This is a genomic window from Paenibacillus sp. 453mf, from assembly GCF_900116105.1.
GTDB lineage: Bacteria > Bacillota > Bacilli > Paenibacillales > Paenibacillaceae > Paenibacillus > Paenibacillus provencensis.
Genome location: NZ_FPAC01000001.1, coordinates 1,933,384 through 1,959,275, shown reverse-complemented (window position 1 = coordinate 1,959,275; position 25,892 = coordinate 1,933,384). Strand labels below are relative to the sequence as shown.

26 protein-coding genes and 1 pseudogene are annotated in these 25,892 nt (G+C 44.0%); 22 read left to right on the top strand and 5 right to left on the bottom strand.

Annotation, left to right across the window (positions count from 1 at the left end; translation table 11 throughout):
* Positions 1 to 10 precede the first annotated feature (10 nt).
* The 8 genes and pseudogenes from BM415_RS09375 to BM415_RS09340 all read left to right on the top strand — a co-directional run bounded on the left by BM415_RS09375 (position 11) and on the right by BM415_RS09340 (position 5,501).
* Complete coding sequence (locus BM415_RS09375; RefSeq protein ID WP_348272312.1) at positions 11 to 598, top strand: AAA family ATPase; 588 nt, start codon at positions 11 to 13, stop codon at positions 596 to 598.
* A gap of 95 nt (positions 599 to 693) precedes the next feature.
* Positions 694 to 1,560, top strand: a complete 867-nt coding sequence (locus tag BM415_RS09370; RefSeq protein ID WP_091157149.1) for an arylamine N-acetyltransferase — start codon at positions 694 to 696, stop codon at positions 1,558 to 1,560.
* Positions 1,557 to 2,141: a GNAT family N-acetyltransferase gene (locus BM415_RS09365; protein WP_211753656.1), complete on the top strand. Its 585-nt coding sequence runs from the start codon at positions 1,557 to 1,559 to the stop codon at positions 2,139 to 2,141. Before BM415_RS09370 ends, BM415_RS09365 begins: the two co-directional genes overlap by 4 nt.
* A gap of 39 nt (positions 2,142 to 2,180) precedes the next feature.
* Positions 2,181 to 2,714 carry an AAA family ATPase gene (locus tag BM415_RS09360; protein ID WP_091157147.1) on the top strand — a complete coding sequence of 178 codons (534 nt, stop codon included), beginning with the start codon at positions 2,181 to 2,183 and terminating at the stop codon, positions 2,712 to 2,714.
* A gap of 12 nt (positions 2,715 to 2,726) precedes the next feature.
* Complete coding sequence (locus BM415_RS09355; RefSeq protein WP_091157144.1) at positions 2,727 to 3,185, top strand: DUF402 domain-containing protein; 459 nt, start codon at positions 2,727 to 2,729, stop codon at positions 3,183 to 3,185.
* Between the two features lie 2 nt (positions 3,186 to 3,187).
* A complete protein-coding gene (locus BM415_RS09350) occupies positions 3,188 to 4,213 on the top strand; it encodes a phosphotransferase (protein ID WP_091157142.1) in 1,026 nt (341 codons plus the stop codon).
* 21 nt (positions 4,214 to 4,234) lie between these two features.
* Positions 4,235 to 4,899: pseudogene (locus BM415_RS09345) on the top strand (HAD family hydrolase).
* A 74-nt stretch (positions 4,900 to 4,973) separates the two neighbouring features.
* Positions 4,974 to 5,501 carry a GNAT family N-acetyltransferase gene (locus BM415_RS09340; RefSeq protein WP_091157139.1) on the top strand — a complete coding sequence of 176 codons (528 nt, stop codon included), beginning with the start codon at positions 4,974 to 4,976 and terminating at the stop codon, positions 5,499 to 5,501.
* A 186-nt stretch (positions 5,502 to 5,687) separates the two neighbouring features.
* Here BM415_RS09340 and BM415_RS09335 read toward each other — a convergent pair whose 3' ends face one another.
* Positions 5,688 to 6,083, bottom strand: a complete 396-nt coding sequence (locus tag BM415_RS09335) for a hypothetical protein (RefSeq protein ID WP_091157137.1) — start codon at positions 6,081 to 6,083, stop codon at positions 5,688 to 5,690.
* Between the two features lie 258 nt (positions 6,084 to 6,341).
* On the opposite strand from BM415_RS09335, the gene BM415_RS09330 reads away from it, so the two are divergent.
* From BM415_RS09330 to BM415_RS09315, 4 genes are all read left to right on the top strand, one after another.
* Positions 6,342 to 6,695, top strand: coding sequence for a Type 1 glutamine amidotransferase-like domain-containing protein (locus BM415_RS09330; protein ID WP_280142868.1), 354 nt, complete (start codon positions 6,342 to 6,344; stop codon positions 6,693 to 6,695).
* Between the two features lie 138 nt (positions 6,696 to 6,833).
* Positions 6,834 to 7,688, top strand: a complete 855-nt coding sequence (locus tag BM415_RS09325; protein WP_091157132.1) for an SPFH domain-containing protein — start codon at positions 6,834 to 6,836, stop codon at positions 7,686 to 7,688.
* 18 nt (positions 7,689 to 7,706) lie between these two features.
* Entirely contained in the window at positions 7,707 to 7,892 is a 186-nt protein-coding gene (locus BM415_RS09320) for a type II toxin-antitoxin system antitoxin (protein ID WP_091157130.1), read from the top strand.
* A 259-nt stretch (positions 7,893 to 8,151) separates the two neighbouring features.
* Positions 8,152 to 8,574 (top strand): cupredoxin domain-containing protein, encoded by a 423-nt coding sequence (locus BM415_RS09315; RefSeq protein ID WP_091157127.1) that lies wholly within the window; start codon positions 8,152 to 8,154, stop codon positions 8,572 to 8,574.
* 138 nt (positions 8,575 to 8,712) lie between these two features.
* Here BM415_RS09315 and BM415_RS09310 read toward each other — a convergent pair whose 3' ends face one another.
* The gene (locus tag BM415_RS09310; protein WP_091157125.1) at positions 8,713 to 9,945 is read right to left on the bottom strand and encodes a nitrate/nitrite transporter; all 1,233 of its coding nucleotides are present in this window, start codon (positions 9,943 to 9,945) and stop codon (positions 8,713 to 8,715) included.
* A gap of 592 nt (positions 9,946 to 10,537) precedes the next feature.
* Between BM415_RS09310 and nirB the strand changes: the two genes are divergently transcribed.
* A complete protein-coding gene (gene nirB, locus BM415_RS09305; protein WP_091157123.1) occupies positions 10,538 to 12,559 on the top strand; it encodes a nitrite reductase large subunit NirB in 2,022 nt (673 codons plus the stop codon).
* Positions 12,560 to 12,603: 44 nt separating this feature from the next.
* Entirely contained in the window at positions 12,604 to 14,763 is a 2,160-nt protein-coding gene (locus BM415_RS09300) for an assimilatory nitrate reductase catalytic subunit NasC (protein ID WP_091157120.1), read from the top strand.
* 83 nt (positions 14,764 to 14,846) lie between these two features.
* Here BM415_RS09300 and BM415_RS09295 read toward each other — a convergent pair whose 3' ends face one another.
* Positions 14,847 to 15,113, bottom strand: a complete 267-nt coding sequence (locus BM415_RS09295) for a hypothetical protein (RefSeq protein WP_091157117.1) — start codon at positions 15,111 to 15,113, stop codon at positions 14,847 to 14,849.
* An 84-nt stretch (positions 15,114 to 15,197) separates the two neighbouring features.
* Positions 15,198 to 16,226: a glycine-rich domain-containing protein gene (locus BM415_RS09290; RefSeq protein ID WP_091157115.1), complete on the bottom strand. Its 1,029-nt coding sequence runs from the start codon at positions 16,224 to 16,226 to the stop codon at positions 15,198 to 15,200.
* Positions 16,227 to 16,381: 155 nt separating this feature from the next.
* Between BM415_RS09290 and BM415_RS09285 the strand changes: the two genes are divergently transcribed.
* From BM415_RS09285 to BM415_RS09255, 7 genes are all read left to right on the top strand, one after another.
* Positions 16,382 to 17,368, top strand: coding sequence for a LacI family DNA-binding transcriptional regulator (locus BM415_RS09285; RefSeq protein WP_091157113.1), 987 nt, complete (start codon positions 16,382 to 16,384; stop codon positions 17,366 to 17,368).
* A complete protein-coding gene (gene rbsK, locus BM415_RS09280; RefSeq protein WP_091157111.1) occupies positions 17,368 to 18,255 on the top strand; it encodes a ribokinase in 888 nt (295 codons plus the stop codon). Before BM415_RS09285 ends, rbsK begins: the two co-directional genes overlap by 1 nt.
* Positions 18,256 to 18,651 carry a D-ribose pyranase gene (rbsD, locus tag BM415_RS09275; RefSeq protein WP_091157109.1) on the top strand — a complete coding sequence of 132 codons (396 nt, stop codon included), beginning with the start codon at positions 18,256 to 18,258 and terminating at the stop codon, positions 18,649 to 18,651. It abuts the gene before it with no gap.
* Between the two features lie 28 nt (positions 18,652 to 18,679).
* Positions 18,680 to 20,164, top strand: a complete 1,485-nt coding sequence (locus BM415_RS09270; protein ID WP_091157106.1) for a sugar ABC transporter ATP-binding protein — start codon at positions 18,680 to 18,682, stop codon at positions 20,162 to 20,164.
* Position 20,165: 1 nt separating this feature from the next.
* Complete coding sequence (gene rbsC / locus BM415_RS09265) at positions 20,166 to 21,134, top strand: ABC transporter permease subunit (RefSeq protein ID WP_091157105.1); 969 nt, start codon at positions 20,166 to 20,168, stop codon at positions 21,132 to 21,134.
* 16 nt (positions 21,135 to 21,150) lie between these two features.
* A complete protein-coding gene (gene rbsB, locus BM415_RS09260; protein ID WP_091159158.1) occupies positions 21,151 to 22,068 on the top strand; it encodes a ribose ABC transporter substrate-binding protein RbsB in 918 nt (305 codons plus the stop codon).
* Positions 22,069 to 22,249: 181 nt separating this feature from the next.
* Positions 22,250 to 22,462 carry a DinB family protein gene (locus BM415_RS09255; protein WP_091157102.1) on the top strand — a complete coding sequence of 71 codons (213 nt, stop codon included), beginning with the start codon at positions 22,250 to 22,252 and terminating at the stop codon, positions 22,460 to 22,462.
* Here the strand turns inward: BM415_RS09255 and BM415_RS09250 are convergent.
* Positions 22,453 to 23,304, bottom strand: a complete 852-nt coding sequence (locus tag BM415_RS09250) for an AraC family transcriptional regulator (RefSeq protein ID WP_091157100.1) — start codon at positions 23,302 to 23,304, stop codon at positions 22,453 to 22,455. The two genes, BM415_RS09255 and BM415_RS09250, sit on opposite strands and share 10 nt — an antisense overlap.
* A 264-nt stretch (positions 23,305 to 23,568) precedes the next feature.
* Here BM415_RS09250 and BM415_RS09245 point away from each other — a divergent pair, with 264 nt between their 5' ends.
* Complete coding sequence (locus tag BM415_RS09245) at positions 23,569 to 25,860, top strand: beta-L-arabinofuranosidase domain-containing protein (protein WP_091157098.1); 2,292 nt, start codon at positions 23,569 to 23,571, stop codon at positions 25,858 to 25,860.
* The last annotated feature ends 32 nt before the right edge of the window (positions 25,861 to 25,892 follow it).

Genomic DNA, 25,892 nt, shown 5'->3' with positions numbered 1-25,892 from the left:
GGAAGGAGGCATGCAAGTGAACAGGTTAGTCATTATCACCGTTGGTAAGACGCATAGTGGAAAAACGACGTTTGCCTCAGCTTTGGAGCAGCAGCTCCATCCATCCCTCGTTATCGACCAAGATAATCATGCAGCATTTATCAATACATATTATAGAAGCTTATTGCCTAAGCAAGGCCCTAACCATATCAAATTCGCAGTCACTCAAACCATTGTAGATTATGCGGTTCAACGGACAGACGATCATCTCATTCTATGTAATTCGAATCGAAGCTATAAGAGTCGATTAAGTTTGCTGACAAGGTTTCATCAAGAGGGATTTATCAGTGTTATTGTTCATTTAGATCTCCCAGCTCATGTTCTTGAGGAGAGAGTTGCTCATAGTCAGCGGAATACAGCCATATTCAGAAGTGCAGCATCTTTTACAGAGGTGCTAAATAGACAGCAAGCAGAGGAAAGGAATCCCGATGTGGCAGCACCTTTGGAAGGTGAAGCTAATTATTTGTATCATATAACTCGTTCTGATCAAATTGCTGAAACCATTAGTGGCATTATACATATTGCTGAAAGTACTTGTTATGACTCTGAAAGCCAGTAGCAACTCCCCTAGAATCTGTATGTGATCTGTAAGCAGCTGGCTGGCAACTTAATAGATTTCAGCGGATCGATAGCTCATCTAAAGGGGGCAGGCTTATGGAAAAATTAAAATTAAGTGATCAGGTAAACAATTATTTATCCATACTTAATGTTCCGTTACAGAAACCGTCCTACAAGTTTTTAGAAATGATTTGTCAGGTGCATTTGAACACGTTTCCTTTTGAAAATATAAGCAAATTGCTCGCCCTGCATCAAAATAAGAGTATGAATAGCGAAATTCCAAACATAAAGCAGTTTACTACTAATCATACGGACTATAACTTCGGAGGTACATGCTATACATTAAATAGCAGCTTGTTAACCTTATTAAGAGAGTTAGGATTCAGCTGTTACCATATCATGCTTGGAAAAGAGCACATCGGCATTATCGTGGATCTTGATGAACATCGCTATTATGTGGATGTCGGGGCTGCTGCTCCCTTTTTCAAACCGGTGCGTTTTGAGTCTAAACACGATAATGGAGCACATTTTGGTAAGGATGAAGTATGCTTATTACCGGTGGACCTGAATAATAATGAATTCAAATATATTCGTTATACGAACGGGAAGCAAAATGGGAAGACATGGCATTTTAATGCAAACCAAGCAGTAACGATTAATGATTTTCGTAAAGTCATAAAAAAATCGTACATGTCTGCTGCCCCATTCATATCCATATTCAGGTGTCAATTGTATCAAACGGATCAGAAGAGATGCGTCTCTATAGTGAACAATAAATTTAGTATTCAATATAGCAGTGGAGAAATCGAAGTTCATTTCTTAAGTTCCTTGCAACAGATAAGGCAAGTAATCGAAGAGGAATTTCGATTACCCAAGCTGCCTGTAGAAGAGGCGATCGAAGTATTGAATGATATGAAGGTTAATATCTTTGCAGATCGGGGAAGCGGAGGGAACCAAACTTGAACATAGATCAGCTATTTATGACTGAACCGGAGTTTGAAACGAGCACATTGTTATTAAGAAAAATAACACTGGCGGATGTGGATGCATACTATGAGCTGGCTTCTGATCCAGCTGTGACTACTTTTACCTTGTGGGATACGCATCGATCCTTTACAGACTCCAAGATATTTATAGAGAGATTAATATACAAATATGATGTTCAAGAAGCGTATCACTGGGGCGTTATCGATAAGAACGCGAATAAACTGATCGGCAGAACAGGATTTATACAGTGGGACCTGACTCACGAGAGAACCGAAATTGGGTTTGCCCTTTCGCGTCCATATTGGAATCAAGGCATAATTACAGGAGCAACGCGTCTGATTATCGAATATGGTTTTTCGCATCTCGGTTTTAATCGTATTGAGGGCAGGTGCAGCGATAATAATGCTGGATCAGCACGGGCGATGGAAAAGCTGGGTATGAAAATGGAAGGGATATTACGAGGTCAGCTGAAAATAAAGGGGGAGTTCGTGGATCAAAAAATGTATGCCATTTTAAGGGATGATATTAATAGCGTTAACAATAGAGCTAAATCATAAGCTCTTAAATTTTGAAATAATCAACAGGAGGAAAAAGCAATGATCGTCATGATCAATGGGGCATTCGGGGCAGGAAAGACGACACAAGCAGAGAATTTAGCAAGGCTTATTCCTAACAGCATGATTGTCGATCCGGAGTTGTCTGGATATCTGCTGAGGGAGTTAATACCCGATTCTATGAGACAGGAGCATGAGCGAAGCGGAGATTTTCAAGATTTGGACTTGTGGAGAGTGCTCGTGGTGGAGGTCACGAAGCAGGTCAAGTTAAAGTATGATAGAAACCTCATTGTTCCTATGACGTTATACAAGCCGCAAAATTACAATTACATTAGACAAGAGTTTGAAAAGCTGGATAAAGTATATCATTTCACGCTAATGGCCTCTAAAGCATCGATACATGAGAGGCTAACGATTCGAGGAGATACTGTAGGCGGATGGCAGTTTCAGCAGACAGATAAATGCTTGAGTGCCCTTAAAGCCAGTGAGTTCGCAGAACATATTGATTCAGAAACACTCAATGCAGAAGAAATAACACAGTACATAATGAGCAAGTTGGATTACACTAAATTATAAGGAGGGGCAATATTGAAACCACTCACTGTCACTTCACGATTAGGTGAGTTTCAAGGATACGGAACAAGCGAGGTTGCATTCTTTGATCGCTTTGATGAACTATCCAATAAAGTCATTCGCCATTATATTCTTATCCATGAAGGTGTCAAAATAATTCACGAACCTTGGGGATGGACAAACGAATGGTATGTTGATTTAGTTGATATCAAAATGAATAATGACGCTGAGATCGTGTTAACTGATTTATACATAGATATAGTTATTGAAGGCAATGGACCGACTTACAGATTGATTGACCTGGAAGAATATGCAGATGCGGTTAGCCAAGGTCTAATCTGTACAAAGGATATGAACAAACACTTGACTCAAGTTCAATTGTTTCTTGAAAAATATCTACATAGAGGCAAAGTGTTTCCTCCAAAGCAGATCGAAGTATTGCAAAACTTTAATATAACTCAGGAGAATTTTTGACGATGATTGATGCACAAATATTTTCTCAAATCCAGGAGCTATGCAATAGTCTACGACTAGGTAAAGTTGAGGGGAAACCACGACAGGTTACAGGCGGTTTGCTGCATCAGATGTATTCTGTCGCGGCTGACCGTGGAACGTATGCTATAAAAATGTTAAATCCTGAAATTATGCGGAGGCCTACAGCACTTCAGAATTACAAAAACTCTGAACGTATTGCTATGATGGTTGCCGCTAAGGAAATACCTGCATTGCCAGTGATATCAGTCGATGACGAGTCTGTACATCAAATTGGATCCAACTTTTGGCTCGTATTTAATTGGATTGAAGGTAAAAGTTTGAGCCTGGCTCAAATTCGTCCGAGTCATTGTGAGATAGTAGGGGATCTTCTGGCAAGGATTCATGCTGTTGATTTTACGGTTATAGGTATTGTTGATCCTGCTTCTGCCGATGTTTCCATTATTAACTGGAGCTACTATTCAGATAAAGGAAAGGCCACTGGCGCAGTTTGGGCCAACATGTTAGAAGAGAATTTGGATCTACTTCTTGAGTGGAACGCTCTAGCAACGGCTGCATTTAAGATGTTAAGTGCAAAGGATCGGGTTATAAGTCATCGAGATTTGGATCCAAAAAATATAATGTGGAATCATAATATACCTGTAATAATTGATTGGGAAGCGGCAGGTTACATAAATCAATGGCAGGATATGACGGAGACGTTACTCTATTGGTCTGTAGATGCAAATGGTAGAATGATACCCGAGAAATTCACAGCATTCATGAGAGGATACAAAAAGCACCCAGTTTCAACTGAGATAGACTGGCGTGCTGTGCTGTATAATGGATTGATAGGGAAGCTAGATTGGCTGGAGTATAACTTGAAAAGATCTTTGTATATGGAATGTAAGGATGCTCATGGACAACAGCGAGGAGAAGAGCAGGTTCTTATAACGCTTAAAGAAATCCAGAACTTTATTGAATTAATTCCTACCTTAGAGAAATGGTTGCAACGCGAGTTTAACACTTGAGTGTGAAAAAGGAGATTAGAGATGTCATACACCAATCTATTGTTTGACTTGGATGGAACATTAACCGATCCAAAGCTTGGCATTACAAAGTCGGTTCAATACGCGCTTGCCAAAATGAACATTGTCGTGGATAGCTTAGATGATCTCGACATATTTATTGGACCGCCGCTGCGTGTTTCCTTCAAAGATTATTATCAATTTGATGAGGCGAAGATCGAAGCTGCTGTAGATTATTATCGAGAATATTTTAGTGTTACCGGACTCTTCGAGAACGCTGTGTTTCCTGGAGTTAGAGAGATACTCGATCGTTTAAGCCATGATCCTCGGATGCGGTTGTTTATTGCCACATCCAAGCCGGAAATTTATGCGAAGCAAATATTAGATCATTACGAGCTTAGCTCATATTTCGAATACATATGTGGAAGCGAACTGGACGGAGCCCGATCTGCCAAAGCTGAAATTATCGGATATCTCATGGAGACTTACGATCTGCAACCTGAACAAACGGTAATGATCGGGGATCGTAAACATGACATCATCGGTGCTCAGCAAAGATCGACTCCATTGCTGTGGGATTTGGATATGGAAGTGAAGAGGAGTTGAGGCTAGCGGAGCCAACTCATATCGTGAACAGCGTTGAAGAACTGAACCACTTTTTAACCTTAGATCATATACAACCAGTCTAAAAGGCTGGAATCATATAATCAGTATGGTCAATTTACTGTTACTATTAATCCTGGAAATGCGGAGGCTATTAATCATGATCTCTTATCGTGCTCTTACATGCCAAGATGTGCATCAATTGAAGGAAATTGATCGATCTGAACATATTGAACTCATCTATGAAATGGACGATGATAATATGATTGAGATCAAGACGGATCATGAGTGTCCTGATTGGGACGATATATTACTGCGAGAAATGGAGGAGAGATTCCTCTACGAGCTTGAACAAGGCGGGATGGCGGTTGGTGCATTTGTTGACGATATATTGGTCGGGTTCGGAGTGCTTGCTCATAAACCTAGAGGAGAACAGCTGGATCAGCTGCAAGTAGATCTGATGTATGTGACCAGAGAATATAGAAGACAAGGGATTGGAACCGAGCTGTTAAACAGACTGGGGGAAGAGGCTAAGCGTAGAGGTGCCAAAGCTCTGTACATCTCGTCGACAGAGACAAGATCTGCCGTTTCATTCTATCGAAGCAATGGGAGTGAATTAACGAAGAATGTTGATGCCGAGCTGTTCAGCAAGGAACCCAAAGATATTCATATGATTATTCAGTTATAATACGACCAGAAGAGTGAGCTTATCATTCACTCTTTTTACTTTATTTTTCCACGAAAATGGTTCATATATGTTTGTTTTATTATATGTTATAGGTGCGGATCCTATATCTGGAAATGGATATGTTGAGTAACAATAGTCTAAAAAAGAAGGAGCAGTTGTCGAGGACAACTGCTCCTTCTTTAATCTTTATTTAGATCGGTATTCTGATTCTTCTTCTCGTAAAAAGATTCCGTAATCAAGAATGATTTGCATTGTCTTTGGACCAATTTCCTTCATCTCTCGTGCAATTTGAGACTCATCGAAGATAGTTTGCTCTACTACTCGGGTAAACCTACCATGGTGCGTAGTAATTTTACCTACGTCACTAAGATCTAAGGGATAAAAATCTTTAGTCTCTTCTGGAGTTTTTAGTTCTGTACCCGAGGAAACAGTAGTAGTTATCGTCTCATTTGTAGCAGTTGGTTTTGAACTGGAGGAACTATCCGCATTGATTGCAGAATTTGAATTTTTTGAATTTATAGTTATGAACGCTCCAGAAATCATCGTTATTACAAAGGTTGTCAAAACTATTTTTTTTATCATTAAAATACCACCTTTCAATAATTAGTATTCCCACTCATAGCTTCTTCATGCCAAATTTTTGAAGAATAAAAAGACCTAAAATTCTATTTAATGTATTTTATACTATTTATTGTAACATATTTACATTACTAAATGAATTTCTTGAATTCAGTTTTGATAGAAAATTAACATGTCCTCAGACAATCAAAAACGCCTCTAGAAGCTTTTCTAAGGGCGTTTCCTTATTTTAGTGCGGCACTTGGGAGCTGAAATCGATTAATTCTCGCTGGGCTCAGTGCAGGATCCATGTGCTGGTTTGAAGAGGGTCCGACAGATCCGTTACATGCTTCGGTATATAAGCTGAATGGCTTGGGCTTCATAGAAGGAAGCCACTGTCCGCACTACGATGGGGAGGTCCACAGAAGACCAGGCTACCACAAGCTCATATCTGAAGGAGTGATGAAGCCGGGGTATGGTGTGGATGACGGAGCTGCGCTGCACTTTGCAGACGGCGTGTTATTAAGGACAGTCAGTTCAAGGCCTGGAGCAAAGTCCCACTATGTGTCCATAAACGACCAGCAAGAAGTGGATGAGCAAGTCTTGGATGTTTTATTTTTGGGGGAACGAGTATAACATATTGAGTCCATCAATGAGATGGGCTTTTTTGTTTTTACGAAAGTATTAATTTATAAAGTTTTGTATACAATTAAAGTAAAAAGTGATATCATAAATATATCAAAATAATATTGCGGAAAGATGTGGTGATGTTTATTGTTCCAGGAGAGAAAAGCATTTCGTATAAATGGATTTGTAGGCCTACTTGTTGTTCTTGTGTTAATTGCTGCAGGAGTTTATGCGTTTGCTACTGGTGAAACCGCCGGATATATTAACGGCTCCATTCTTGCTGCAGTTGCTGTCTTGCTGGCTACGGGAATGACGGTTGTCCAGCCGAATCAAGCGATGGTGCTTACATTTTTCGGTAAGTATATGGGAGTTATCCGCGATAGTGGGTTTTATATGACAATTCCGCTCTTGGTACAGAAGAAGGTTTCGCTTCGTATCCGTAACTTCAACAGCTCGATGCTGAAGGTGAACGACGTGGAAGGGAACCCAATCGAGATCGAAGCCGTTGTTGTCTTCTCCGTAGTGGACTCAGCGAAGGCGTTGTTTGAAGTGGATGATTATGAATCCTTTGTAGAAATTCAGAGCGAGACCGCTCTGCGCCATGTGGCAAGTAAATATGCTTATGATAATCTCGATGGAGCTGGCTTCTCTCTAAGAAGCAATGCGGAAGAGATCGCCATGGAGTTAACGAATGAGCTGCAGGCTCGGCTGGAGATTGCAGGAGTTAATGTACGTGAATCCCGCTTGACACATTTGGCATACTCTACAGAGATTGCAAGCGCGATGCTGCAAAGACAGCAGGCATCTGCCATTATTTCTGCTCGGGAGAAAATTGTGGAAGGTGCAGTAACGATGGTTCAGCTTGCGATTCAACGGCTTGAGAAAGAAGGAGCTGTTGAACTTGACGAGGAACGCAAAGCTGCGATGATTAATAATCTGCTTGTTGCTGTCGTTTCTGATCGTTCTGCCCAGCCGGTCATTAACACCAGCACACTCTATTAATGAGAGAGAGCCGCATTAATGGCAGGTAAGAAGAAGAGCTTCCCTCTCCGCCTCGACCAGGCTACGTATGAGGCTTTGGAGCGCTGGGCAGCTGATGAATTCCGAAGCGTAAATGGTCATATTGAGTTTCTGTTAAGAGAAGCTCTAAGAGATGCGGGGAGACTACCTGGCCCTAAGCGGATTACTGACAATAACGAACAGTGACAAGAAGCGCAGATTGGCATCAGTTAGGTTAAGCCTTAATACTTACGTGTATAATATGGAATAGGAAGAAGAGGAGCTGTCCTTAGATGACGCTTCTCTTTTCCTCATGTTAAGGCTTCATTCACATAATGTTTTTATTTTAGACAAAAGAATGTAATGAAATAGCTACAAAGGGTTATTTAGATCATTGAAGATATGGTTTATCCTTAAGATATAGGACATATTACATCAGATGTTTTTCGAGAGGATTTGTTTACGTATGAACAAAAAGCTAGTGAAATGGTGGCCGTTTTTGGCAATTGGGCTTGCAGCCGTTCTTGTTATAGGTGGTTTGATCATATTCTTCCAAGGTAACAGCATGGTGCCGTCTGCATTAGACAGAGGACAGACTGTACAAGAAGAAGAGGATCTAAGCAATTATGAGGTCGTAACTGTTGAAATCAATGATCAGGGGTTCTCTCCAAGTCACATTGAAGTGAAGCAGGGGGTACCAACGAAGATTAATTTTAAGAAGGTAACGAACCTTACTCATATTACCAGCCTTGTCTCTGAGGATTTTGATATGCTGCAATATTTGGAAAAAGGCGATAATTATTATACCGTTGATACAACACTTGAGCCGGGGACTTACAATTTCAATTGCGGAATGTATATGACCTTTGGAACGTTGACTGTTAAATGACAAAAGCGAGAAGCAGTATCTTATTGTTTAGGATAAGATTACTGCTTCTTTTTTCTGCAGCTGATTATGTTTATGATGATTTACTTGTTGAGTACAAAATATTTGATAAGTTATGAAATTAATTCGTAACTTTGAAATCTATGCGTTTACTTCTGCAGCTATGGCAGCAGACTTCTTGCCTTGTTTTTGCAGCCATGTTTTTCTCCATTGCAGGCTCATGGCAACGACAAGAATACAAGCAGCTGCAGCGACGATGCTTAGAATCAAGAATCCAGGAGTGTAGCTTCCGACAGATTTGTATAGGTTTCCGAGAAGAAGCGGTAGAGCATAACCTCCTAGTCCTCCGGCTGCACCGACAATTCCTGTCATGAGACCAATCTCGGAGCCGAACCTTAGCGGAACAAGCTGGAACACCGAACCGTTACCGGCTCCAAGGCACATCATGCCGATAAACATGAGTACGACAACGACCGGAAGCGGGGGCAGGAATGAAACGCCTGCCAGCATTAGAGCAGCACCTGCATAGAGGAATGTCAGAATTCGAGTACCTCCGAAGCGGTCAGAGAGCATGCCTCCAACAGGCCGGAAGAAGCTGCCTGCAATAATACAGAATGTTGCAATATCGGCTGCCTGTACAGCAGACAGACCATATTGAGTATTGAAGAAGATCGTTAAGTAATTGGACAGACCAACAAAGCCGCCGAAGGTAACACAATAAAATAAACAGAGAATGACTGCATCTTTTTGTTTTAAGACATTAGCATATTGAGCAAAGGTTTTTGGTGCAGGACGATTCGGGCTGTTCTTGGCGAAGATGGTGAAGATGATAAATACGATGACGATGGGAATTATGGCGAGTCCGAATACGACTTCCCAGCTTCCAAAATGTGTAGCAAGCCGATTCGCAAATAGTGTTGCGAGTACAGTTCCGCTGTTACCTGCTCCGGCAATTCCCATTGCTAGGCCTTGATGCTCTTTTGGATACCACTGACTTGCAAGCGGGAGCGCTGCAGCGAAGGAAGCGCCAGCCACACCAAGGAGCAGGGCAACAACATACAGCTGATCCAGTGAGCTGACCCATTGCCAGCCGAGAACCAAGGGGATTAAGGTAACGATCATTCCAATCTGCGCCGTAAGTTTAGGACCAATGTGGTCGGTCAGATACCCGAAGAGCAGTCTGAGTATGGAGCCGCTTAATACCGGAAGTGCAACCAGATTCGCTTTTTGAGCCGCATCCATGGGGTAATCTCCTGCAATGACAACACTAAGCGGGCCGATCAAACCCCAGATCATGAAGCTGATGTCAAAATAAAAAAATGCGCCGAAGAGTGTGGGGTTATGCCCGCTTTTCCAGAAACTTTTTTTCTCCATCCTAATCTCTCCTTTTTTTCTTTTAGATCAAATCGGGGATAAACAGTATAATTATCCGGATCGATCTATTATGGTAGCTGTTAAGTTCCATTAAAGTTTGGAGTTTAACAGCAGGCTGTTAAGTTCCATTAAAGTGTTGGATCTTAACAGCAGGCTGTTAAGACCCGCTCTGAATCTCGAAACTCAACCACATCAAAAAAAGCCGCAATTCGCCCCTAATCAAGGGTTCGAGTTGCGGCCTCATTGCCGTGACACATGATTCACTTCATTGTGAATCACATATGTACTCTGTTTGAATGACTGTACACTGAATTATAGAAATTGCTTTTGATTATGTCAAGATACTTAACGCAATTTCCTGAAAAAGATGAATGTAATCATTTGAAAGTATTTTGTGTTAAATATATTGACACGAGATCAGGTGTCCTATATTCTCTTATATATAAGTTCAGCACAACGGAGTGCTGTTTCGTGAGGCAGCGCAGCCCCTTTTTCTTACCATGGAAAAGGGGCTTTTTTGTTCATTTTCGTGAAACAGAATTCAATATCGTGGTTTCTTTACAGAGATAGGCAAGGGATGGAGGCTTACTAGATGAAGAAACAGTTGGTTGTCGTTGGAAACGGAATGGCAGGCATGAAATGCATAGAGGAGATCATTCAACTAAATCATGAGCTTTATGAAATTACGGTGATTGGTGCAGAGCCGAGACCGAACTATAATCGGATCGAATTGTCCAAAGTGCTGCAAGGTGGAACTTCATTTGAAGATATAATTATTCATGACTGGACTTGGTACGAACAGAACGGAATCAAACTTTACACGGGAGAGAAGGTCACACGGATTCATCGGAAGAAAAAAAAGATAGAAACCTCTTCTGGAATGAAGTTGACTTATGATGATCTGCTGATTGCAACGGGGTCATCAGCCTTCATACCGCCTATACCGGGAAGTGATCAGGAGGGCGTTATTGCTTTTCGAAGTATGGATGATTGTCTCCTGATGATGGATTACGCAAGGGAATTCAAGAAAGCCATTGTGATTGGCGGGGGGTTACTTGGGCTGGAAGCTGCAAGAGGGCTGCTGAACCTTGGTATGGAAACGGAAGTTATTCACAATGCTGCGTATCTGATGAATAGACAGCTGGATCCGATGTCCGCAGGACTGCTGCAGACAGAGCTGGAAGCACAAGGAATGAAATTCCGCCTTGGACAACAAACCGTTCAAATTATCGGAGACGGCAGGGCCAAGGGAATTCGGCTTGCCAGTGGAAGTAAGCTGACGGCGGATCTCATTGTTTTTGCTGTAGGGATCAGTCCTAATGTGGACATCGGGAGAGATAGCGGACTTGCAGTGAGCCGGGGGATTATCGTCGATGACTACATGCAGACAAGTGATAAGCACATCTATGCCGTCGGAGAATGTGCCGAGCATCAGGGGATCTGTTATGGACTGGTAGCGCCTCTATATGATCAGGCAAGAGTCCTTTCACGTAAGCTATGTCATATGACAACCGAAGCTTATCAGGGCTCGATTCCTTACTCCAAGCTGAAGGTCTCCGGTGTTGATCTATTCTCTGTTGGTGAGATTGGACCAGACATCAGTGTAGCAGTTCAGGAATATGATCGTCTGCAATTTAAATATAAAAAAGTGACGATGCGTAACGGTAAACTTATTGGAGCTATTTTATATGGAGATACGACCGAATCCCAGACCTTGCTCGGATACATTAAACATCAAGCGGATGTCCATGAGCTGACGGCAATGCAATCTGCACCTGCAGGCGAAAACCGGATGGAGGCTCTTGTTGCTTCGATGCCGGGAGGAGAGACGGTATGTGCCTGCAACCAAGTATCCAAATCAGCGATCGTGAAGGTGATGGGAAAAGAAGGTCTAACGACTGCGGATGAAATCAAGCAGAAGACGAAGGCATCTGGATCATGCGGTGGGTGCAGGCCCATGCTGGAGGCGATTGTGAAGGTTACGCTGTCAGGTGCTTCGATGCCAATCAGCGGTGCAGAACACGAATCAGTCACAGATCATAGCATCTGCTCCTGCATGTCAGCCGGACACGAGGAGTTGATACAACTCATTAGTACTATAGGAGCTATATCATCTACAGAAGTGCGTGAGTCACTTGATTTAACTGCAGATCATATAGATGGATGCCGCACCTGTGAAGATACGATTTCATACTACATAGAGCGAAACCGATCTCAAGAAGCTCAGCATTGCTCCTTACCGTTAGATACATTTGAGGAATTTCTAAGCTGGTGTTCTAAGCAGCGGGTTCCTGCTTCAATATATGCTGCTGCCTCAGAGGAAGCGGAGTCCGTATTCGGGATAAAGCTTCATGATATTGCCATTCAAGCGTGTCCCGCTGGATACGAGATTTACGTGGGAGGTCATGCACGGCATCCGGTAGCGGAGGGACAGCTGTTATGCCTGACGGACACCAGAGAAGGGGCCATACGTGCTGCTCAATTCACAGTGGAGCTCTATAGCACAGAGGGCTGGTTTAACGAGAAAATGTGGGAATGGGTTGAGCGGACAGGGATCGGGAGCATTCGAGAACGGGTCATGGAGATGGAACATAAGCAGCTGGAATATGCATAAACGACGAATCTGGATGTTCAGATAAAAAAGGAGTGGGAGTCAGCATGACAATGGCTAGCTCATCAGGAGTATCGAATTCTAAGCAAGAAACAGCTTCGGTGCTGCAAGGTGCAGTTCATCATGCAACGACGCAGTGTCCATTCTGCAGCGTACAGTGTAAAGCGGAGGTGACGATTGAATCTCGCGAGCTTGTCTCTAAGTCGACAACACGTGTACTGCAGTATGTGACGGAATCCAAAGGGACCCTGAACAAAGCTTCCGAAGGAAGAATTTGTGTCAAAGGCATGAATGCTCACCAGCATACGACAAGCGCAAGACGAATTACGGCTCCGCTAATCAAAAAGGACGGTAAACTTACGGAAGCTTCCTGGGATGAAGCGATTCAGTGTATTGCGGACAAGATAAGGTCTATTCCTAAGAATGCGGTCGGCGTATACGGTGGTGGATCACTGACAAATGAAACGGCATATATGCTCGGCAAATTTGCGCGGATTGGCATCGGCACCAAGTATATTGATTACAATGGACGATTTTGTATGTCTGCTGCTGCATCGGCAGGTGCTAAGGTGTTTGGAATGGATCGGGGTCTAACCTTCCCTTTGGCCGATATTGAGCATGCAAAATGTATCATACTCGCGGGAACCAACATTGCGGAATGCCAGCCTACACTTATGCCGTATTTTACTAGAGCTCAAGAAAAGGGTGCGGTGATTATTGTCATTGATCCGCGCAGAACATCGACAGCAGCTATGGCAAACCTCCATCTTGCCGTTCGTCCGGGCATGGATATGCTGCTTGCAGACGGAATGCTGAAATGGCTGAGGGAGCAGCGGCTGTTGGATGAAGCATTTATTGCAAATAGAACGAACGGCTATGAACAATTGACGGCTTATCTTGATAAACTCGATTGGGAGTATATCACGGAAAACACCGGAGTATCCGTAGAAAATCTGAAGCTTGCCGCTGACATGTTTGGCAAGGCGAAGACAGGTATGGTGCTGACGGCCAGAGGAGTGGAACAGCAGACAGATGGGCACCTCGCGGTCAGACATTTTATTAATTTGCTGCTCGTTACAGGGAAGATCGGCCGACAAGGCTGCGGATACGGAGCGATTACAGGTCAAGGGAACGGACAGGGTGGCCGGGAGCATGGTCAGAAGGCGGATCAGCTTCCTGGATACCGCTCCATTGAGGATGAGCAGGATCGGAATTACATTGCTTCCGTATGGGGTGTTGAAGAAGGTGAAATTCCTAGAAAAGGCGTATCCGCCTATGAAATGATGGAGCTCGTTCATTCGGGAGACATTGAAGCGCTGTTCGTGATGGGTTCAAATCCGATTGTTTCGAACCCTAACGCAACACTCGTTGAGGAAGCACTGGAGAAGGTACCATTCTTGGCCGTAGCGGATATGTTTCTATCTGAAACGGCGCGCTTGGCCGATGTCGTTCTTCCGGTTAGCTCCTATATAGAGAACACAGGTACCCTCACGAATCTGGAAGGACGGGTACTCCTGCGTGAAGCAGTCACGAAGCCCCCAGGAGATTGCAGACATGATTGGGAGATTCTTCGGGAGCTCGCAAAGGCTCTGGGTAAAGGCAAATACTTCGACTATACTTCGGCAGAAGAAATTTTCAATGAACTTAGAGTCGCCAGCCGGGGTGGTATCGCCGATTACTACGGCATCACTTATGATCGACTGCGGAAGGAGGAAGGAGTGTACTGGCCTTGTCCTGAGGTAGACGAAGAGGGAATAGGTAGAATTTTCGAAGAACGATTTGCACATGCCGATGGCAGAGCGGTGTTTACAGCGGAAGAAAGTAAAATGATCAAAGAAAGTTTGTCAAAGGAATACCCTCTTATGCTGACCAATGGCCGGGTGCTGTCTCATTATCTGACAGGAGTACAAACAAGGCTGAGTCCGGGACTTGCATCGCGACAGGTAGAAAATTTCGTAGAAATTCATCCAGATACGGCACGTCATTATATAATCAAAGAACAGAACTGGGTAAGAATCACTTCTCGATATGGTGAATTCCAGGTACGGTGCCGTTTCAATGAACAGATCCGAAAGGACACCCTGTTTGTGCCTATGCACTGGGGAGGCGTTCAAAATGTGAACCGTGCCACACGCGGCGAACTGGACCCCTTCTGTAAAATGCCGGGATTCAAAACGACAGCGGTGCGAATTGAAATGAGTTATTAATGTTAAATAAAAATACAAAAGGCTCCTTTCAGCACTTAGCTGAGAGGAGCCTTTGATTCGAGAGAAAAGCTTTGATGCGGAAGTTATATTTTATTATTAATCACTTTTTCAGCTAAATGCTTGTCGCTACTCTTAACGAAAATTTCATACTGTGCGGATAATCCGCCCAAACTGACTCCAGAGGAACCGGTATCCGTTATTTGTGTTCTAAAATCAACATGATGGCTGTTTAGCTTGTGAATGATTGAATAGAAATGTTCTTGTTTATGTGACATGTAGATACTAACCTTGTATCGAGAAAAAATTCTTCGTAACAGAACAAAGATGAATTGATCTTTGTTTCCAATCATCTCATCACTCCTTTATACAAGCACATAACTGTTTAGACACAGAACTCTATATTACATCTAATACAGAAGAGTGTTTCTACGCACTCAGCTGCTGCATCCCCCGCCGCAGGATGAACCTCCACAAGACGAATCGCCTCCCGAGGTATCGCTTGGTGATGTGTCATTCGAGTGACCGGAGTCAGAGCGTTCATGCTCATTCGAATGGGAGCCGTAATATCCTCCGCCACCGCTGGTATCCTGCGCTTTGCGAAGCTCTTCCTCAGAAGGCGGAGCTTCCTCGAACAAATAAGAAGCAGCAGCAGATACGAGCAAGATCGAGAGGATAGGGTCCATCGCCGCATTGTTTCTTAACAAATTCGGTGAGGTATTCTGTTTGTTTTTTGCGGACAGCGAATCTTGTCTTAACAAGTCATCCATGTGCAAATGGGCTTCTCTGATCTGGTGGCTGAGCGTAAGCAGCAGCTCCTCCTGAAGCTGCTTCACATCCAGGTCATTCGTTACTCGCAGTCTGGAAGTGATCACTTCGTCGTTCGCATCATATTCTAGTCTCTTAAGGACCTTATCCTCCATAGGATGCTTGAAGAAAGGTCTGGATAACTGCTCATTCTCCGGATGAATTATGAAAAGACGACTGTATATGAGATCATACCAAGCTCTTTCACTCTCACGCTCGGCTTCGCTTGACTGTACAGTATGCGGCTGATGATGGATGAAATCACCGGTGAATTTCCGGCAGAAATCCTCATAGTCTCGTGTAAACATCAGCATTTCATGCCATATGACGTCTGTATCATTACTGTACATAGGCACATTTTTGAGCACAGAGCAGAGAAGAAAGTAACGCTTCAGTTCAAGCAGCATCCAGTTATATTTCTCAGCGGTATAGCGATGCTTGGACATAACTCTATCTCTCACCTGATTCATATATGTATCATCTAATGCTTCTTCGAGACGAGCAGCTAATCTGTTCAACGAATGAACAGACATGACGATTCCTAATTGTTCGGGTAAGTTGGGGGAGTATACAAATTCAGGTGCTTCAATTCTCTTATTCCGATTAGGCTTGTGTTCATTCGTACCAAATAGGGAAGTGATCTTTCTAAATAATCCCATGGCGTAGAACCTCCTATCCATAAACTTAAAGCTTATCTCCATCTTACCATGAAATAATATGACAGAATATAGATGGAGATTTTTGAGCTTGCAACATGAGATAATCTATGTTATCTTAGACCTGTAACCGGTTACACAGAGTCGAGGTGACAGAAATGGCAACAATTAAAGATGTAGCACGTCAAGCAGGTGTATCAGTGGCCACGGTGTCCCGGGTACTTAATAGCGCAGGCTATGTTCATGAGGATACACGCAAGAAAGTGGAGGATGCCATTCTGGCATTGAATTATTCTCCCAATGAAGTAGCGCGATCTTTATATAAACGAAAGTCCAAGCTTATCGGACTGCTGATTCCGGACATTACGAATCCTTACTTCCCACAGGTAGCCAGAGGTGTTGAAGATGAAATGCGGGAGAATGATTACCGTATCATTATCGGAAACAGTGATGAGAATGAGCAGAAGGAACTGGATTATTTGCAAACGTTTACCCAAAATAATGTGGTCGGTGTGATTACCCTGACGAATAATCCGGATACAAATACGTACACATCCTTCAGCCTGCCTGTCGTATTTCTTGACAGGACATCACATGATAAACCTTCGGTATATGCAGATGGAAGACAGGGAGGCAGACTTGCAGCAGAAGCGATTATTGCCGGAGGCAGCAAAGAAGTTACGATCATGCAAGGTCCTGCTCATGTCAAACCGGCTCAAGATCGATATCAGGGAGCAGTAGAGGCTCTCGAAGAAGCAGGAATGGATTATCATGTCATCCAGACTTCCACCTTTTCTTTTCACAATGTAGATGTGCTGGCGAAGAACCTATTTGATACTTATCCTTCTACGGACGGGGTTATTGCGAGTAATGACCTGGCAGCGATAGCAGTGATTCATGAAGCCGTAAAGCAAGGCAGGAGAGTACCAGATGATGTGCAGATCGTCGGGTTTGATGATATTCCAATCAGCGGATTGTTATCACCGGCACTGTCAACCATTAGACAGCCTGCATATGAGATGGGAAGAGCAGCTGCCCGGCTGTTAATCCATTTAATTGATAACAAACATAATATGGAGAACTATATTCAGTTTCCAGTTGAGTATATAGAACGGAATACAACCCGAAAGGTGGCACGAAACTAATGAGTAAACAAGCAAAAGTAACGGTCATTGGCAGCTCCTCGATGGATCTCGTCGTGACATCTAATAAACGCCCTGGTGCAGGAGAAACGGTGCTTGGAGAATCTTTCAAGACCGTGCCGGGAGGCAAAGGGGCTAACCAGGCTGTCGCTGCAGCCAGACTCGGTGCTGAGGTTACGATGATCGGGCGTGTGGGTGATGACCATTACGGCGAAATCATCCTGAACAATTTTAAACAAAATGGTGTTATCGTCGACTATGTGGAACCGGTTACAGATATGGAAAGTGGAACGGCTCATATTATTTTGGCAGAAGGTGACAACAGTATCGTCTTTGTAAAAGCAGCGAACGATGAGGTGACACCCGCTTATGTGGATCAGACGGTTGAAGTAATCAGGAACTCGGACATCGTGCTCATTCAACAGGAAATTCCCGAAGAAACGGTGGAGCATGTTGCAGCGCTGTGCATTGAGCTTGGCGTGCCACTCTTATTAAATCCGGCACCTGCCCGGCCTGTGAGCGATGAACTGATAGAGAAGGCAGCATATATTACACCTAATGAGCATGAAGCCAAAATCATTTTTGATGGAGCAAGCTTGCATGATTCGCTTCGCAAGTATCCGAACAAGCTGTTTGTCACTGAAGGGAAGAACGGAGTTCGTTTCTTCGACGGAACAGAGGAGATTGTAGTTCCGAGTTATATTGTGGAAGCTGTCGATACAACCGGTGCAGGAGATACCTTCAATGCGGCCTTTGCTGTTGCTCTGGCTGAAGGGCAATCCCTGCAAGATAGTATTAAATTCGCTAATCGTGCGGCATCCCTTTCTGTCATGAAGTTTGGTGCTCAAGGCGGAATGCCGACACGTGAGGAAGTGGAGGCGAGCTTGTAAATGAAGAAGCAAGGAATAATAAATAGCCATATTACTAAAGTGCTTGCAGATCTCGGACACACCGATCAAATCGTCATTGCCGATATTGGACTTCCTGTTCCAGAGGGTGTTCACAAGATTGACCTTTCCATAAAGCTGGGTACGCCTAGTTTTATGGAAGTGGTTGAAGCCATTGCGGAAGATATGGAGATTGAGAAGGTAATTCTGGCTGAAGAGATTAAATCTGAAAATAAGGAAGCACTGCAATATATAGAAGAGAAGTTTACTAATCAGCTGGTGGAATATCATTCGCATGAGTTGTTCAAGCAGCTGACACAGGATGCTAAGGTTATTATTCGGACAGGTGAGGCAAAGCCTTATGCCAATTGCATTTTACAGTCCGGTGTTTACTTCTGACAGATCCACATCGAGGAGGGAATCATACATGCATATTCAAATGAAAGGAATTCATAAGTCATTCGGCACGAATAATGTGCTGACTGGTGTGGATTTTGATCTGGTTGAAGGTGAGGTTCATGCGCTCATGGGGGAGAATGGGGCAGGTAAATCTACACTGATGAATATCCTGATCGGTTTACATGAGCGGAACGAAGGAACGATTCTGATTGATGGGAAGGAAACTTATTTTTCTAATCCTAGAGAAGCAGAGCAGTTCGGTATCGCCTTTATCCATCAGGAGCTGAACATTTGGCCAGATATGACAGTTCTTGAGAATTTGTTTATCGGCAAGGAGCTGACCAGTAAAGTAGGATTTTTAAATACGAAACAAATGAAAACGCTGGCAAAATCACAGTTTGAAAAGCTTGCTGTCAGCATACCACTGGATCAGGAAGCGGGAGAGTGCTCGGTAGGACAGCAGCAAATGATTGAGATCGCCAAAGCGCTTATGACCAATGCCAAGGTTATTGTAATGGACGAGCCGACAGCCGCACTGACAGAACGTGAGATTGAGAAGCTGTTTGCTGTCATTAACTCCCTTCGCAAACAAGGTGTTTCCATTGTTTATATCTCTCACCGGATGGAGGAGATCTTTGCGATCTGCGATCGAATTACGGTGATGCGTGACGGGAAGACCGTGGACACCAAGCCAATACCGGAAACAAGCTTTGAAGAAGTCGTCCGGAAGATGGTTGGCCGTGAACTCACCGAACGTTATCCTGCTAGAAGCCCGAAGCCGGGTGAGGTCGTGTTGGAAGTGAAAAACATTGGTCGCAAAGATGCTTTCGACAATGTAAGCTTCAGCGTTAGATCTGGTGAGATTGTGGGCTTCTCAGGGCTGATGGGGGCAGGAAGAACTGAAATCATGCGTGCCCTGTTTGGACTTGATTCCCTTCATAGTGGAGAGATGTTGGTCCGGGGCAAGAAGGTGAATATCCGTAAGCCTGATGATGCAGTGAAGCACGGTATTGGCTTTATAACGGAGGATCGTAAGGATGAAGGTCTGGTGCTTGATTTTTCTATTCGTGAAAATATGGTGCTCCCTAATCTATTCAGCTTCAGTGGCAAAGCAGGTCTAATCTCCAGCAAGAAAGAGAAGGAATTTGTGGATACACTCATCAAACGGCTTCTGATCAAGACAGAATCATCAGAAACGGCGGCCAGAAATCTGTCGGGTGGTAACCAGCAGAAGGTTGTTATTGCTAAATGGGTAGGTATCGGACCGAGTGTACTGATCCTTGACGAGCCGACACGCGGCGTCGATGTAGGCGCGAAGCGGGAAATCTACCAGCTGATGAATGAGCTGACTGACCGCGGGGTTGCCATTATCATGGTATCTTCTGAATTGCCAGAAGTAATCGGTATGAGTGATCGGATTATCGTAGTCCACGAGGGACATATCAGTGGAGAACTCAGTCGCAATGAAGCTACACAAGAGAAAATTATGACGTTAGCAACAGGAGGGCAATAACATGACAAGTGCAAACGAAACGAGTAATAAAAAAGGATTACAGTTGTCTCAGCTTGCTGGTAAGCTAGGGCCTCTGCTCGGTCTAATCTTACTCATCGTCATCGTGACGATCATGAATCCGGGATTTTTGGAACCGCTTAACATATTGAATTTGCTCAGACAGGTATCGATTAATGCACTGCTTGCATTTGGTATGACCTTTGTTATTCTCACTGGTGGTATCGATCTGTCTGTTGGCTCGATCCTTGCGTTGTCCAGTGCAATAGTCGCTAATCTAATGTTGTCGGGTCTGGATCCGATCCTTGCCATCATTGTCGGGGTGCTGCTGGGCGGAATCATGGGAATGATGAACGGTCTCATGATTACGAAGGGTAAGATGGCACCCTTCATTGCAACACTTGCCAGCATGACGATCTTCCGGGGCTTAACGCTTGTATACACGAACGGGAATCCAATTACTGGACTGGGTGACAGCATGGCTTTCCAATTGTTTGGACGTGGATATTTCCTTGGTATTCCCGTTCCGGCAATCACCATGATGATTACATTTGCTATTCTGTGGGTCATTCTCCATAAAACATCATTTGGACGCAAAACGTATGCCATCGGTGGTAATGAGAAGGCTGCACTTGTCTCAGGTATTAAAGTCGACCGTGTCAAAATAATGATCTATTCTCTTGCAGGTATGATGGCTGCACTAGCTGGTGCCATTCTGACTTCCCGTCTTAACTCAGCACAGCCTACAGCAGGTGAATCTTACGAGCTCGATGCGATCGCAGCTGTCGTCTTAGGTGGTACAAGTCTGACTGGCGGACGCGGTCTCATTGTAGGAACACTCATTGGGGCATTGATAATTGGTGTGCTTAACAACGGTTTGAACCTGCTTGGCGTATCCTCATTCTATCAAATGGTTGTCAAAGGTGTCGTGATCGTCATTGCGGTACTGATTGACCGTAAGAAATCTGCATAAGAGGAGTAGAGACATGATGAAAAAACTAACCTTATTGTTCACCGCCGTGCTCATGATCATTATGACAGGCTGTTCCATGCAGCCGCCGGAGTGGGCTAAACCGAATAACAACGGCAATACAGATGAAATAAAAATCGGATTATCCATTTCTACTTTAAATAATCCATTCTTCGTTGCCTTAAAAGACGGTGTCGTAGCTGAAGCAGAGAAGCAAGGCATTGAGGTTGTAATTGTAGATGCCCAGGATGATTCTGCGAAGCAATCCAATGACGTAGATGATCTGATTCAGCAAGGCGTGAATGCACTGCTCATTAACCCGACCGATTCAGCGGCGATTTCAAATGTAGTGCAAACAGCGAATTCGCTTGGCATTCCGGTCATTACTCTGGATCGTTCTGCAGACCAAGGGGATGTTGAAGCACTCGTAGCTTCGGATAACGTGAAGGGCGGAGAAATGGCTGCTCAGTATATTATTGAGCAGCTGGGCGAAGGCGCGAAAGTCATTGAGCTGGAAGGCGTGGCAGGTGCATCGGCGACGCGTGAGCGTGGACAGGGCTTCCACAATATTGCCGATGAGCAGCTCGATGTGGTGGCTAAGCAGCCCGCCGATTTTGATCGGACCAAAGGCCTCAACGTTATGGAGAATCTAATTCAGGGGAACCCGGATGTGGAGGCTGTATTCGCCCATAATGACGAGATGGCGCTCGGAGCACTAGAAGCGATTCAAAGCTCAGGCCGAGATGTAATCATTGTTGGTTTTGATGGTAATGAGGACGCGATCAAGTCCATTAATGCTGGGGGGCTGACCGCTACGGTGGCACAACAGCCGGCACTTATAGGTGAACTCGCTGTTCGAGCCGCAGCGGATGTGCTTCAAGGCAATGAAGTGGAAGAAGTGATTGCGGCACCACTGAAATTGACAACGAAAGAATAAGAAGATTAGCATAAAATGAAAACACCTTCAAGAACATTCAACGACTTCGTTAGGTCGGAGACAATCTTGGAGGTGTTTTTTGATATGAGCTTTTTAGAGAAATGGAATTTTTAAAAATATTAATGATCACTGGAAATGGAGGAATAATTCAATGTTATAAGATTTAAAAAGTGACCTTGATATGTCTCCGATCGTAGGTATGTTGTATTTGGCTGTGGAAGAAAATTGTGAGCGACTTCGGCAGATTTCACAGGGTATGACGCTAGACGAGCTGGATTACAGGGGGCCGAGTAATTACTATAATAGTGCTGCCCAGCTGATTAAACATCTCATGTACGTGGATTTGAACTGGGTGTATAGATTCAAGGGACAAGCTCTACTAATTCATCTGTAATACAACAGCCGGTTGGCAGCGGCGTTTCGGAAGTCCGTTGGTGTTAGATGCGTCATCTGTTTGAAGGACTTCATAAAATGCTGGCTGTCATGGTACCCCAGCTGCATTGCAATTTCTTGTACCGTTTGATTCGTATCGGTCAGGAGAAAGGCTGCTGCTTCCATCTTCTGCTGCACGATATACTGCTTGAGCGTAACTCCGGCAATAGAAGCGAACAGATGAGACAGATATTTGGAGTTATATCCAAAATGATCGGCAATTTCAGATACCTTGAGCGGCTCAAACCGATTCCAGCTAATATAATCCACAACATCATTATAGAGCTGCAGCTGCTTGAGCTTCTTGCCGAGCACATTCTCTGCAGCATAGGATTGATGGTATAGTTCACACAGTATAGTAGTTGCCATGTAATTGCCAAGTGTCGTATTCTGATAACTACGCATAGAATCCTGCAGCTGTTTCATCATAATGACGATCTTGTCCATGCCTCGCAAATGCCCTTTAGACGGGATAAATATATGGTTCTGGGCAGGCTGATAATCACGAACAGGTATCGCATTGAAAGACGGATGGTCTGCAGTAAAATGAAGCCAGTAGAAGCTGCAGTCGGACTTCTTATAGCCGAATTGCTTCGTTCTTGGCGGCATGAGCAGAAAATCTCCCTCTTGCAGTACATGCTTCTCCTGATCATCTGCGATATACAGCTCGCCTTTGGTCTGAACGAACAGCTCGTAATCCATTAGTATCCTGCTCATATGAATCCAGTCTGGAGAAGGAGAGACGAATTTTCCTGTCATTTGCAAAATTAAGGGTTTCTCTATATTAAAAGCGTATCCAACCATCGATGTATATCCTCCGACCGACTATATCTAACCTTTTAACACCTTAAATCTGACATTCCTATTATAGATTATTTTCAAGAGTAGTTACTACTCGTTGATTGATACTATTTTTTATCACTTACGTTTCATCTGCGTCAATACGCAATCACCTGACTTTTGTACACGAATTCGAACGTTTCTCCACTTCACTCCTGCAGCTTAACAGGCTATTCTGAAATAGCAAGCTTGAACCATTTAAGTAGAGTGTGGAAGGTGGATAAGAGAATGTCTACGAGGGAAGAAGCAGTGAAGAGTCATGTATTGCAGGATTTTCGCTTAGATCAGGTTTGCTTGACGGGGGAGTATTATGCCAATGCATTTGCGAAGGAGCTCCACTATTTACATAGCTATGACTTGGACCGACTGCTTGCTGGATTTCGCGAAACCTGCGGCCTTACTCCCAAGGCTGCCAAATATCCGGGCTGGGAGAATACCGAGATTCGGGGACATACCCTCGGGCATTACATGAGTGCATGTGCTCAGGCCTATGAGCAAACAAGCAATCCGGCGATGCTTGAGAAATTGACTTACATCATATCAGAACTTAAGGTGTGTCAATTTGAAAGCGGTTATTTGTCTGCATTTCCGGAGAGCTTGATCGATAACGTAGAGAAGAGACAGCCCGCCTGGGTTCCATGGTACACCATACATAAGCTGATTGCCGGGCTCATAGCCGTTTACCACGCAACAGAGTCGGCAGATGCCAAAGAGGTTGTCTGTAAATTAGGTGACTGGGTTGCAGCACGTACTTCCCGCTGGTCTCAGGAGCTGCAAACGACAGTGCTTGCGGTTGAATACGGTGGAATGAATGATTGCTTGTATGATCTTTATAAAATATCAGCAGATCCACAGCACCTGGAGGCAGCACATAAATTTGATGAAATTCCATTGTTCGAAGCCATCGCTCAGGGTGTAGATATATTAAAAGGCAAGCATGCAAATACAACGATCCCTAAATTCCTGGGAGCGCTTAACCGTTATCGTACGCTGGGTGAAAGTGAGAAATTTTATCTTGAGGCAGCCAAGAAATTCTGGGATATCGTAGTATATCATCACACGTATATGACGGGCGGCAACAGTGAATCGGAGCATTTTGGAGAGCCAGATATCCTGGATGCAAGACGGACGGATATCACTTGCGAGACGTGTAATAGCTACAACATGCTGAAGCTGACTCGTGAGCTGTTCAAACTTACCCGGGAAAAGAAGTATGCCGATTATTATGAAACGAGCTACTTCAATGCGATTCTATCCTCACAAAATCCCGAGACGGGAATGACAATGTATTTTCAGCCGATGGCTACCGGTTATTTCAAAATATACAGCTCTCCGTTTGAGCACTTCTGGTGCTGCACAGGTACGGGGATGGAGAGCTTTACGAAGCTGAATGACAGCATCTATTTTTACAATGACAATGAGCTGTACGTGAATCAATTTATTAGTTCCAGGCTGGATTATGTACAGAAGAATATTCGAATTACGCAAACCGCCAGTATTCCTGAGCGTGATGATGTACAGTTTATCATTGAAACGACAGATGGACGAGACCAGGCGATGAAGCTTTATATTCGAGTGCCCCACTGGATTCAGGGTGAAATATCTGTTCTATTAAATGGCAAGCGGCTTGAACCTCAGATTAGTAATGATTATCTTGAGGTAGAACGGGTCTGGCACAGTGGAGATGTCCTGGATTTAGTTCTACCCATGAAGGTGCTTGCCTGCAGACTCCCTGACAATCCGGCAGCGGTGGGCTTCCAGTATGGTCCGTTTGTGCTTAGCGCAGCTCTAGGCATTGAAGATATGACGCTGTCAAGCACGGGCATCATGGTGCAAGTGCCGACGAAGCGAATGCGGGTTAAGGACTTTATCATTCCTAACGGGATTACTCCTAAAGAATGGATACAATCCATCGAAGAGCATGTTGTTAAAGATGAGAATCGAATGGAATTTCGTTTAAAGAACACTGATGAGGATGAACGGTTAATTTTTACACCTCATTATAAGCAGCATAAGGAACGATACGGCATCTACTGGAACATTGTTGAATCAGACTCGGAGGAGCTGAGACGCCATTTGGAGCTTGGCAGGCTTGAGGTCCTGACGAAGGAGGCAACCATTGATAGCGTTCAGGTAGGTAATGATCAGTATGAACTCCAGCATGAGATCAAGGGCGTGAATACATTCAGCGGAGCTTGGGATGGTCAGAATGGCAGACTTGCAAACGGGGAGGGCTGGTTCAGTTATACGCTGGCTGTCGATCCAGATGATGTGAATGTGCTTCAGGTGATGTACTTCCTCATCAACCATAATCGTGCCATGAATATTTATGTGAACGATCAGCTTCTCGCGCGAGAAGAAACCGGCTATGAACGTAGAAGAGAGTTTGTGACCAAGGAATATCAGATTCCGCAAGGCATGATCAATAAGAGCAGTCAAGTTGTCGTTATGTTTAAGCCAGAAGCAGATTTGAATGGTATTTATGGTGTACTTCGAACGATGAGGCCGATTAGAAATTAAGCATGGAATAATTATTCTAAGAATAACGATTT